This is a genomic window from Ekhidna sp. ABH4_415, from assembly GCF_056161305.1.
The window spans coordinates 499,356-511,381 of record NZ_JBSWYW010000001.1 but is presented as its reverse complement, the minus strand read 5'-3'; the positions used below and the strand labels follow the sequence as shown (position 1 = coordinate 511,381).

The 12,026-nt window shown below is 41.2% G+C and carries 11 protein-coding genes; 5 read left to right on the top strand and 6 right to left on the bottom strand.

Annotated features, from left to right (window positions below; translation table 11 throughout):
- Window positions 1-48 precede the first annotated feature (48 nt).
- Window positions 49-2,313, top strand: coding sequence for a Tex family protein (locus ACXAH9_RS02280; RefSeq protein WP_474893266.1), 2,265 nt, complete (start codon window positions 49-51; stop codon window positions 2,311-2,313).
- On the opposite strand, the gene ACXAH9_RS02275 is transcribed toward ACXAH9_RS02280, so the two are convergent.
- The 6 genes from ACXAH9_RS02275 to ACXAH9_RS02250 form a co-directional block, all read right to left on the bottom strand.
- Entirely contained in the window at window positions 2,310-3,674 is a 1,365-nt protein-coding gene (locus tag ACXAH9_RS02275; RefSeq protein ID WP_474893265.1) for a glycosyltransferase family 2 protein, read from the bottom strand. The two genes, ACXAH9_RS02280 and ACXAH9_RS02275, sit on opposite strands and share 4 nt — an antisense overlap.
- Before the next feature lie 67 nt (window positions 3,675-3,741).
- Window positions 3,742-4,461: a hypothetical protein gene (locus tag ACXAH9_RS02270; RefSeq protein WP_474893264.1), complete on the bottom strand. Its 720-nt coding sequence runs from the start codon at window positions 4,459-4,461 to the stop codon at window positions 3,742-3,744.
- On the bottom strand, window positions 4,445-4,828 hold the full coding sequence (locus tag ACXAH9_RS02265) for a response regulator transcription factor (RefSeq protein ID WP_474893263.1): 384 nt from the start codon (window positions 4,826-4,828) through the stop codon (window positions 4,445-4,447). The genes ACXAH9_RS02270 and ACXAH9_RS02265 overlap by 17 nt, the downstream gene beginning before the upstream one ends.
- A complete protein-coding gene (locus tag ACXAH9_RS02260; RefSeq protein WP_474893262.1) occupies window positions 4,815-5,624 on the bottom strand; it encodes a YaiO family outer membrane beta-barrel protein in 810 nt (269 codons plus the stop codon). The genes ACXAH9_RS02265 and ACXAH9_RS02260 overlap by 14 nt, the downstream gene beginning before the upstream one ends.
- A gap of 64 nt (window positions 5,625-5,688) precedes the next feature.
- The gene (locus ACXAH9_RS02255) at window positions 5,689-7,323 is read right to left on the bottom strand and encodes a DUF885 domain-containing protein (protein WP_474893261.1); all 1,635 of its coding nucleotides are present in this window, start codon (window positions 7,321-7,323) and stop codon (window positions 5,689-5,691) included.
- A gap of 34 nt (window positions 7,324-7,357) precedes the next feature.
- Window positions 7,358-8,491 carry an MBL fold metallo-hydrolase gene (locus ACXAH9_RS02250; RefSeq protein ID WP_474893260.1) on the bottom strand — a complete coding sequence of 378 codons (1,134 nt, stop codon included), beginning with the start codon at window positions 8,489-8,491 and terminating at the stop codon, window positions 7,358-7,360.
- A 54-nt stretch (window positions 8,492-8,545) separates the two neighbouring features.
- Between ACXAH9_RS02250 and ACXAH9_RS02245 the strand changes: the two genes are divergently transcribed.
- From ACXAH9_RS02245 to ACXAH9_RS02230, 4 genes are all read left to right on the top strand, one after another.
- Entirely contained in the window at window positions 8,546-9,073 is a 528-nt protein-coding gene (locus tag ACXAH9_RS02245; protein ID WP_474893259.1) for a TetR/AcrR family transcriptional regulator, read from the top strand.
- A 48-nt stretch (window positions 9,074-9,121) separates the two neighbouring features.
- Window positions 9,122-9,907 carry an SDR family NAD(P)-dependent oxidoreductase gene (locus tag ACXAH9_RS02240; protein ID WP_474893258.1) on the top strand — a complete coding sequence of 262 codons (786 nt, stop codon included), beginning with the start codon at window positions 9,122-9,124 and terminating at the stop codon, window positions 9,905-9,907.
- Window positions 9,908-9,970: 63 nt separating this feature from the next.
- Window positions 9,971-10,933 carry a GlxA family transcriptional regulator gene (locus ACXAH9_RS02235; RefSeq protein WP_474893257.1) on the top strand — a complete coding sequence of 321 codons (963 nt, stop codon included), beginning with the start codon at window positions 9,971-9,973 and terminating at the stop codon, window positions 10,931-10,933.
- Between the two features lie 68 nt (window positions 10,934-11,001).
- Window positions 11,002-12,021, top strand: a complete 1,020-nt coding sequence (locus tag ACXAH9_RS02230; protein ID WP_474893256.1) for a DJ-1/PfpI family protein — start codon at window positions 11,002-11,004, stop codon at window positions 12,019-12,021.
- Window positions 12,022-12,026: the final 5 nt, after the last annotated feature.

Below are 12,026 nucleotides of genomic sequence, written 5' to 3'. Positions count from 1 at the left end.
AAGATTACTGACTGTTCCACGACCGAACAAATTCAGAATGACCATACCATGAGACACGAAGAACGAATTGCAGGGGAACTCAACTTATCGCCCAGACAAGTAACAGCAACTATCAATTTATTGGACGAAGGAGCTACGGTTCCATTTATCTCCAGGTATAGAAAAGAGGTGACCGGCAGCCTGGATGACCTGCAGGTGGCAGGCATCCGTGACCGTATCCAGCAGCTTCGTGATCTGGATGCACGACGAGAGGCAATCCTGAAGTCTATCAAAGAACAGGAAAAGCTGACGCCTGAGCTGGAAAAGAAAATCAATGAGGCCGAAACGATGGCCAAATTGGAAGACCTGTACCTTCCATATAAGCCCAAAAGAAAAACACGCGCTTCTGTCGCTAAAGAGAAGGGGCTGGAGCCATTGGCTATCAAGATTTTGGATCAAGGGAATTTTGATCCATTTACAGAGGCAAGTCAATTTGTAGATGAAGAAAAGGGTGTGGAATCAGAAGAGGATGCGCTCCAAGGGGCAAGAGACATCATTGCTGAGACGATCAACGAGCATGCGGAAACAAGACAGCAGATTCGTGAGCTCTTCATGAAAAAAGGCATCATTACCTCCAAGGTGCTGAAGAGCAAAGAAAAAGACCCGGAAGCCCAGAAATACAAAGATTACTTTGAGTGGGACGAGCCGATCGCAAAGATTCCATCACACCGCCTCCTTGCCATTCGAAGGGGTGAAAAAGAAGGCTACCTATCTATGAACATCGCCCCTGAAGAATCTGAGGCACACACCATCATTGAAAAGGAATTTCTGAAAGCGAACAACGAGGCTTCCGAACAGGTAGCAACTGCGATCAAAGATTCCTATAAGCGCTTGATGAGTGTAAGCATCGAAACGGAGGTACGCATGGAGAGCAAGAAAAAGGCGGATGAGGAAGCCATTGCTGTATTTGCAGAAAACCTGAAGCAATTGCTTATGGCTGCCCCACTCGGACAGAAAGCGGTTATGGCCATTGATCCGGGTTTCCGAACCGGCTGTAAAGTCGTTTGTCTCGATAAGCAAGGAAAGCTTCTTGAATTCACAGCCATCTATCCAAATGAGCCACAAAAAGACATAACCCGGGCAGGTGAAACGGTGAAACACCTGGTAGAAAAACATCAAATTGAGGCCATTGCCATTGGAAATGGTACCGCCAGCCGGGAAACAGAAGGATTTGTGAAGAAGCTGGGGCTGCCGTCTTCTGTCATTATGGCCATGGTGAATGAAAGTGGTGCATCCATTTATTCAGCTTCAGAAGCTGCAAGGGAAGAATTCCCGAATGAAGACGTTACAGTACGGGGTTCCGTTTCCATTGGCCGTCGCATGATGGATCCATTGGCAGAGTTAGTGAAGATCGATGCAAAATCGATTGGAGTTGGACAGTACCAACATGACGTGGATCAGACTGCACTGAAAAAGTCATTGGACGATGTAGTGATGGCTTGTGTGAATAATGTGGGTGTGGAATTGAATACAGCAAGCAAGCAGCTGCTGACCTACGTATCCGGACTGGGTGCCAGCATCGCAGAGAACATCGTGAAATACCGAAATGAAAACGGACCATTCAAATCACGGGAAGCCTTGAAAAAAGTCCCTCGCTTGGGTGGAAAGGCCTTTGAACAGGCAGCCGGATTCCTTCGCATAGAAGGAGCAGAGAACCCATTGGATAAAAGTGCGGTACATCCGGAACGCTATGCTACCGTAGAGCAAATGGCTAAAGATGCGCAGGCCTCTGTGAGAGATTTGATGACCAGTGCCGAGCTAAGAAAAAAGATAAACTTAAAAGACTATGTCTCTGATGAGGTGGGCCTACCTACGCTAAAAGATATCATGGACGAACTGGATAAACCGGGGCGTGATCCGAGGGATCAGTTTGAGGCGGTACAATTTCAGGAAGGAGTGAATGAAATCACAGACCTGAAAGAAGGCATGAAGCTGCCTGGCGTAGTGACTAACATCACCAAGTTTGGTGCATTTGTAGACGTAGGTGTTCACCAGGACGGATTGGTGCACATCAGCCACTTGTCAAATTCATTTGTTTCCGATCCCGCGCAGGTAGTGAAGCTGGGGCAAAAAGTACAGGTCACTGTATTGGAGGTGGATGTCCCGAGAAAGCGTATTTCATTGTCTATGAAGGGGGATGCTCCGCAGGTGAAACGGTCAGAAAAACGGAAGCCGCAAAACAAACCGCAGAATCCAAAACCTCGAGAAGAGAAAGTGCCAGATGGTGATCTGCAAGCCAAGCTGGCAATGCTGAAAGGGAAATGGGGGAATTAAGTTGGGGATGCCGACTTAAAACCCTTTCTTACTTGCTGACCCCAGGTTTTTTTTCTTCGAACAAATTTGTCAAAATTCCCTTTGATGGCGGCCCAAACCGTGATTGGATGATATATAAATGGGTCTAACACGGCAAAAAGTAAGAGCTTTAGCAAGGCTGATTTTTTCGTATACTCTCTGAAAGTCATTTCTTCAATCATAAGTGCCAACCAGGATATTAAAATTGAATAGGTGAATACCAGAATTATTAAAATAGTAAAGTGCGACCAATTAATCCATCCCAATGTGGCTAACACCGCAAAGTAGATCAATCCTACAAATTCTATAATTGGGGCCATCCATTCAAAAATCAACCAGAATGGGTAGCTAAGCATACCCATTAAACCGTATTTTTTTCTGAACAAGATTTTCTGATGTCGCTGCAAAGTCTCAATGGTTCCACGAGTCCAGCGGTTGCGTTGCTTCATAAACATTGGTAAGCTTTCAGGTGCCTCCGTCCAGCACAATGGTTCTGGAACATAAGCGACTGTGTAAGGGCGGTTATGTTCTGCCATGTACCTCCTAATGCGTACCACCAACTCCATGTCTTCTCCAACTGTTGAGGGATCGTACCCACCTACTTCTAGTACAAGTTTACGATCAAAAAGACCAAATGCACCAGATATAATTAGCAATCCATTCAGATGGCTCCATGCCATCCGACCCAATAAAAACGCCCGAATGTATTCCAGCGTTTGAAAAGTGGGTAGCCACTTCTTGGAAAGATTTACCTTAATGAGTCTACCATCTTTGATTTCACAATCGTTGGCTATTCTTACGACCCCACCAACGGCCACTACTTTTGCTCTGGTTTCCTCTAAGTATGGTTTAACCATTCGTAAAAGCGCATCATCTTCAATTACACAATCCACATCTACACAGGCCACCAAGACAGAAGTAGCGTAATTAATCCCAGCATTAAGTGCATCTGATTTACCACCATTCTTCTTATCAATGACTACCAGCTTTTTGAAAACTTGATTCGTCGACCTATAAACATTTATCACCTCCTTGTGAGCGATATGTTCAGTTGCAATAGCTGCAACAGGAGCCAAATCATACGCCTCGATCATCTTTTGTAAAGTATTGTCTGTGCTACCATCATTCACAATGACAATTTCATAGTTGTTGTAATGAATAGATAGCAAGGATCGAACGTTATCCACTATTGATAATTCTTCATTATATGCCGGAGCGATAATGGAAATGCTAGGTGCAATGGGTGATCTCAGAATATGATCAAAATAGGTATTGCTATTTTGCTTTAAATGTTTACGCATCGCGATCAGAGAGATAACAGCCAAGAGTAAATAGCTAGACATAATTATCAACGCATAAACAAATATGCCATAGTTCAGAAAATCTGTTATTGATTGGTAATTAAACATATCAGTTATATGCAATTGAATACTTACCTAAAAAGGTGGATAATTTCCGCATTGAAGGATTCTTTGATTCACTTAAAAGCTTTAACTTCTTTTCGGGCAGTTTATATGGATTGCGATGAAGAATAGATAAAATAGAAATAAACGTCCATTGTGACATTACTCCCATCTGACTATTCATTTCTACCAAACCATCCACTTTACCAATCTCCACCATGGCTATCTTAGCCTCTCTTCTAACATACTCATTCGGATGATACAAAAGGGGATGAATCAACTTAAGACCATCATGCTCAGCAATGACGGAAAGCTCAATGATACCCTCTACTACCTCATCCCAACGGGTGGAAGACAATTTCTCTTTTGATCTTTCTATTAGGTTGAACTCATCAAACAATGCACGAGCCCGGTCAGCATACACACCTTGAAAAGAATAGCAAACAGTAATCAGTTGATCTAATAGTATTTCGTACTTCCATCTCTTATTCAGTAGATATTCAATTCGACTAGTGTATTTTAAAGCGGATTCGGGCTTGTTTAAAACATTACTTAATAATACTATCAGCGTTGATTTAAACTTTTTTTTCTTTCGGTCTAACAGGATGTACTGAAGGCGATAACTCAACACAACCAAAAGCACCAACCCTGCCATAAAGAGAATGGCAAGAATCAACCAAACCAACCAAAAATCATCCGAGCTTACCCAATTAAAGTACTTGAGCATGTTGTTTACGTTGATTAAGAACATTTTTTGCCCGTGCAACTACCTCATTGGGAGAAAAAGGTTTGTCAATAAAATCTGCAGCACCCAATTCAAACGCCTCCAATATTTTCTCTTCCAAGTCCGCATCACTGATGATGATAATAGGAATATTGTGAGACTTAGCCGTCACGATGATTTCCATCCCATTTTTATATGGGAGTAGCTCTTCGGATATAATGAGGTCTATCGACTTTTGACTAATTGCATTTGCCAGCGCAATCCCATCTTCAACTGCTTGCACCTCAAAGCCTTCTTTCTCTAGTCTGTCCTGCAAAACTTTTCCTAGAAGTTCATTTGGCTCAGCCAATATAATGTTAGTAGGTTTCATGCCCTTTTTGTTTGAGTAAATAAATAAATGATAGGGTGTGCTGTGTTCGGTTATGAATTACAAAATCATAAAAGGTCCAGACGTAACTAAATGACCACTGATGTCTGTTGACTCGACTTGTCTGATAGTTTAGACCCGCAGATATCAAGTATGGATCAGTTCCAGTATTTTGTAGACCTTCATTTAGGATAATCAATGAAGTGTCAAATCCATAAGAACCAAAAACACCAATATATGAATCATCTTTTCGATAGTAACGGTGCTGTACCAATACTGCGTAATTACTAAAATCTCCTCCGTCTAATGCCCAGGCACCATTTAACCTCAAAATAGAAAGATGTCTCCCATAGTATCGTGATAGACTTTTTGTTAATAAAATTAAATCTCCGGTTTGCTCAAAGTTGTAGTGCTTTAATCCAATCGAATGCTCCCATTTTCCAAACGGATTGTAATATTCTACCCCTACTTTGACATGAGGAAAGAAATTTTGTGGTGAGACTCCAGCTTCTAACAGCATGTAATCATCATTTTTGAATTTTCTATAACCGTCTACCTCAGCATATATTCCGTTTTGGTCAAACCGACGAGAAAAATTTACACGTGACAATACAGTCCATTTTCCTACTGTAAAGTCTGAGCCTACCGTTAGGGTATTCCAACTACTGAGTTCATCATCAAAAAAATCAAGAGAATACCCTATCCGATATTGATGCAAATGAAACCTGATCGAATCATTTTGCTGAGCTTTTGAGATTGGCCCAACTAGAAATAGCAAAAGTGTCAGAACACATTTCATATGTATAATTTACCAGCCGCGTGATTAACGTAAAAATCCTCTTTTAGGATTTATTTTTAAATAATCACTCCGTAGTGATCATCACTTCTTTGGCCAACGAAATCGGAATATTGCCAATGTCATTCAATGTATCGAAGAAGTCTTTGAGTTTAAATGGCTCATTTGCCTTTTCCTTTTTCAGCGCATACCCCATCATGGCATCTTCAAGTAGGTATTTTCCGGTGATGTAGCTGGTGCCATAGCCAGGCTGACGCAAGTACAGATGCTGCTCAAAGATGAGCAACTCTTTTTCTGTTTTCATCCAGCCTCGGGGTGTGTACTCCGAATGAATTTTACCGGCCTCTTCCATGGTCATCTCATTTGCATGAGCATACAATGAACCCAATCCTCGGGCCGCTCGCTGAGCGATCATGATATAAACAATCTCTCGTACCCTTGGGTCATCATCATACAAGCCTGCATCCATGAACATTTCCTCCACAGCGGTAGCTGTTCCTTCATTTCGGCTGTCGAAAATATTGTAAAGTAATGGCCCTCTTCGGATTGGACTTTCATGTGGTTCAGTATCCATTCTAGCCAATTCAAACCAATGATAGAAATGGGAGTAAAGTGGTCTCGGATCATGATGGGCCGTGATCCAAAAGAAGTTTCGTGTTTCTTCAGGCACAAAAGATCCAAGATGTTCCCTCAAAGCAGGATCGAAATAATCCTTAACAGTCACGATGGAGTCCTGATCCAGAAATTCAATCAAACTTTTTGCTGCCTGATCTGCCAATTCATCATAGGCCTCTATAGAATTCACCGGCTCCAGCTGTACGAGTCCTCTGTTTCGGTGTTCTTCCAATTTCAATGCTGACCAGGCTCTGGCCAATTCTCTTTTGAGTATCATCACCTCGTCCTCCCATGTCAATGGAACCAGATGGACATTTTGCAGATACCAGGTGTAATGTTCTTTACCGATTCCGGATGGTCCGGTTTTGTAAGCAACCTGATCTTTTAGCCAGCCGATAAAATCATCCGTTGAAGAAATCGCTTCATCTATTGCGCTGACCAGCTCATCATCTTCATTGATGTCCTGCCACTCTTTGATCATTCTCAGGTTTTCAGACTGAAACTCAATCGTACGAATACCTGCTATCCAGAGATCTCTAGCATCTCCAGTGAGGTTTGCTTTTGCCTGCTCATTCATCCCTGGGATCACTTTTAAATCAGCCAATAATTGATCTCTTGAAGGAATATCCAATGGGAATTCATATTGCCAAATCTCCGTTGTTCCATGATGAGTTGGTCCTTCGTGTGCCGGCACATCACTACGATACATCCAGAGAGATTTGTAAAAGGCCGGATCACGTTCCCAAGGTTTTAGGATGCGATAATTGAAATCATAACCATTCATCTCAGCCCAAACAATTTTCCAATCAATCTTTTCGGCTACTGACCATCCAGTAGTATCCATCGCCAGTAGTTTATTTTGAAGCTCTCTGAACGCTTCATGTCGTTCATCGAATGTCTCCTTTCGATAATCAGGAGCACCATTAATAAGTGGTGGATTTTCAAAATTCCGCCATTCCACAAAAAGGTCGATCAGATCATCATAGTCTGCCGCTGTTTTTTCAATTACCTCTGTATTGGTAGTAGTATCAATAGCTTGGTTGCAAGCAAAAAGTGAAAGAATTAAAAAATATCTTAGTAATCTCATCGGATAATTATAAGGTATCCGATAAAGATAAGCATCAGTCGACGTTCTCCCACCATGAATCTAAATCACTGCTATCTGACAGAGACACTATCTTCCCAACTTGTGGAGTGAATAATGGAATGTTCTCCTCTTCCGCTTTTTCAGTTAGCCGATTTACTGATTCCTTCCATGGATGGAGCGCAAGATCAAACTTTCCCCAATGGATGGGCATCAATAGTTTCCCTTTCACATCGAGATGTGCCTTGGCTGTTTCCTCCGGAAACATATGAATTTCACTCCATCCCTCGTTATAAGCCCCACACTCCATAAAAGTCAGGTCGAATGGGCCATACTTCTCACCAATTTCCTTAAAGCCCGGAAAGTATCCACTGTCTCCACTGAAATACATTCTCTTGTTTGATCCAATAATTACCCAGGAACCCCACAGGGTCTTGAACCGATCACCAAATCCCCTACCGGAAAAATGTCTGGTTGGAGTTAATGCGAGATTCAGGCCTTGAAACTCAATCTCATCCCACCAATTTAGTTCTGTGATTTGATCCGGTTGGACCCCCCACTCCTCTAAGTGCGCCCCTACTCCCAGAGGAATATAGAACCGGTCAACTTTATCATTCAATGCCTTAATTGTCGGATAATCCAGATGGTCATAATGATCGTGAGATAAAATCACGGCATCAATTTTCGGCAATTCCTCAATCGTGATATGGTGTGAATAGTCAAATCTCTCTGGCCCCATGAAAGAAAACATGGAAGCGCGTTGGCCAACAATGACAGGATCAATCAATAAGGTTACGCCATTTATCTTCATCAAGATGGTAGAATGACCAAACCAGACAAATGCAAGGCTATCATTGGGAATGCTATTAAACTCATCCTTATCAAAAGTCTTAACAGCGATTGTCTTTCTCGGATTTTTTAAGCATTTATCCTCAAACAAGTAGTGTTTAAGAGGCTTTCTTATCATCTTCCATGTGATCTCCATTTTTGTTTCCACTGTATTTTGAAATTTCCCATCAATGAAGTTGGGGGCTTTTTTCATCCACTCCAGACGATCACCTGATGGCCTACCCCCGATCTGTGGTGCGGTACGGAAAAAGATGATTGTAGCAACTACAATTAGAATCACGATTGTAAACAATATGAGTATGATTCGTTTGAATAATTTCATAATAATTTGCAAGGTAATTACATTTTTATACTTTTGTAAGTGATTACTCACTTTATGACAGAGAAACAAGAAAAAATAGTGACTGCTGCCCTTGAACTCTTCGCTGAAGAAGGATATAAGAGTACATCTACGAGCAAGGTAGCAAAACGAGCCGGCGTATCGGAGGGATTGATTTTTCGGCATTTCACCAATAAAGAAGGTTTGTTGCAAGCAATCCTTCGACTCGGTGAAGATCGAGCGAAAGATTTATTTGCGGATATTGTATTGGAGCCCGACCCTAAAGAACTACTAAAAAAGTACGTAGAACTTCCTATCAAAGTAATGAACAATAAAGCCGCTTTGGAGTTTTGGAAATTACAATTCAAGATCAAATGGGAGCTGGAACTATACGGAGAGGATAAAATGGCTGAAGTTGAGGAAGCTCTTATTCGCGCGTTTGATCAGCTTAGGTATAATCATCCCGAGAAAGAAGCCAACTTACTGATCACTCTCATGGATGGATTGGCCACCCGCGGTATTCTACAAGAATCCTATGAAATGGATGAAACCGTTCGATTTTTAAAACAGAAATATAAATTATAAAAATTTTATACATAAAATAAGTGATTACTCACTAATAATTTCAATATTATGAACAATAACGTTGCTTTGATAACCGGAGCTTCATCCGGTATAGGAAAGGAGCTCGCACACATTCACGCTGAAACAGGTGGAGATATAGTGATCGTAGCTCGTAGTGAAGAAAAACTGAAAGAGCTTAAAGAAGAGCTGGAAAAGAAACATGGTATCGCGGCTCATGTAATAGCAAAAGATCTTTCTAAATCAGGAGCCGCTAAAGAGCTCTATGATGAAGTGAAAAAACAGAGAATTGACGTGGATTACCTGATCAATAATGCCGGGTTTGGGGGTGTGGGTAAGTTCCATGAACGAAATATCGAGGATGATTTGAATATGATTAGCCTGAATATATCTGCCCTAGTTGCCTTGAGCCATTATTTCCTTCAGGATTTTGTGAAAAGAAACGATGGGAAGATATTGAACGTATCCTCAACGGCTAGTTTACTTCCAGGTCCTCTTCAAGCAGTCTATTATGCAACTAAGGCTTTCGTTACTTCTTTTAGCAATGCATTGGTTGAAGAATTAAAAGACACAAATATTACCGTGACCAACCTAATGCCCGGAGCAACTGAAACGGACTTTGGTAATGTATCTGGGATGGATAAAACAGATCTATTTAAAAATGGAGCAAGTGCCAGAAAAGTAGCCGAGGATGGATACAAGGCAATGCTTAAGGGAAAAATGGACAAAATATCAGGATTAAAACTTTCTCAAAAACTGATGATGGCTTTTATTCCAATTACTCCAAAAAAGATTGTGATGAGTCAGGTCAGAAATATGCAGGAAATAAAAGATTGAAAAGAAGCATTGATAGACACTAAACATATTTTAAGATTAAGACTGCTTCGGTAGCTTTGATCCATGGAGCAGGATCATCGCTATCGAGTGTTCTTTATCGTACCTCCTGAAGTTCATCTTCTTGATGTAAGTGGACCGATTCATGTGTTTTATGAGGCGACTGAATATGGTGCTAATATTGAATCAGTTTTTCTTTCCATCAGTAAGGATCATTCGATCAAGTCAAGCGCAGGCATTGGATTGGATAAACTGGTGCCTTATACGAATCATCAACTTAATCAGAACGATATCATCTTTATTCCGGGACTGGATGCTCGTTTGATATTTGATGAGGCATTTAAGAAATCTCTAATCCCTTTTTATGAATGGTTGCTGATTCAAAGAAATAATGGCGCTAAAATCTGTTCTGTTTGCACGGGCGCTTATCTTTTGGCGTATGCCGGAGTGATGGACGACAAGGAATGTACCACCCATTGGAAGTACACGGATGATTTTAGCAAACGATTTCCTAAGTCAAAGCTTTACAAAGACCGACTTTTTGTGAAGGATGGAAATATTTACTCCAGTGCTGGAATTTCGTCAGGGATTGATTTGGCGTTGTATATCATTGAAGAGCTATATGGACCCTTTTTTGCAACTAAGATTGCCAAGGAGATTGTGGTTTTCCTGAGGAGAACTGAGGACGATCCGCAGTTAAGTGTATTTCTACAATATCGAAACCATATTGAAAATCGTATTCATAAGGTTCAGGACCACCTGGCTCAGCACTTAAGTGACAAACAGAAAATTGATGATCTGGCTGTCCTTGTTCATATGAGTCCAAGAAACCTTACCCGTTTGTTCAAAAAAACCACCGGAATCACTATCGGTGAATATCATGATAAACTTCGAATAGAGCGAGCGATGCAGCTTTTGACCAATGGCCAGAAAGTAGATGCCGTCAGTAATCTGTGTGGCCTAAGTAGCAATCAATTGAGAAGCTTACTCAAGAAACACTCAGATATCCTTCCTTCAACTTTGTCCTGATTCTGCGCTTGATTGTCCTTTTGCTTCCTGTGGAAGCTTCATAGCTTTGACCAAAACTTAAAAAGACTATGAAAAGGACAATTTTAAACGTATTTATTCTTCTAGCCATTCTTCAGCTATCTGCTCAGGCTCAGGTTTCTCAACAATACATTTGCCCGCCATGCGGAAGTCATTGCGATGAAGCAGTTCATGATAAACCAGGTGTTTGTTCACATTGTAATATGCTTTTAATCCGAAAAGATCAATCCAAAACGATCGCATTCTACTTACAAGATGGTGTAGAAGTGTTGGATTTTGCCGGGCCAATGGAAGTATTCTCCTATGCCGGATACAAAGTGTTTACAGTTTCGAAAGATAAGGATCCCATAAAATCACAAGGAATTCTTACAGTCACGCCGGATTACAGCATAAACGATGCTCCTGAGGCAGATATACTTGCCTTTTTTGGAGGTAATGCCCAATCTGCATTTACAGATGCTACAGTCATCAATTGGATAAGGAAACAAGAGGACATTCAATATCACTTCTCTGTTTGCACGGGGGCATTTTTACTTGCAGAAGCTGGCATACTTGATGGGAAAACCGCCACTACTTTTCATAATGCACTTGATGGACTTGAGAATAATTACCCAAAGGTCGATGTAAGAAGGGACGCCAGGTTTGTGGATAATGGCAATGTGATCACTACTGCTGGAATTTCAGCAGGAATTGATGGTGCGTTACATTTAGTTGCTAAGCTACAGGGATTAAATGCAGCCAAGCGCACAGCCTATTACATGGAATATGATAATTGGGTGCCGGGTGATGGCTTAATTCTTTCTGAAGATAATCCTTATAAAACTTCAGGTATAAACCTAAGTGAATATACGGGATTATATGAATTTAAGGATGGAGCTAAAATAAAACTAGAATTCAGTGAGGGAGATCTGAAGGTTTTAATCGAAGATATTTATTATCCGATTTTTCAAGAAACCAATGATCTTTTTTCAGATGCAGATGGAGAGCCCATTTATTTCGAAAGAGAGGGAGGAATTTTAACCGGATATCGTCTGGAGCCTGATGGCAATCTGTTCAGGAAGTTGAAATGACAATT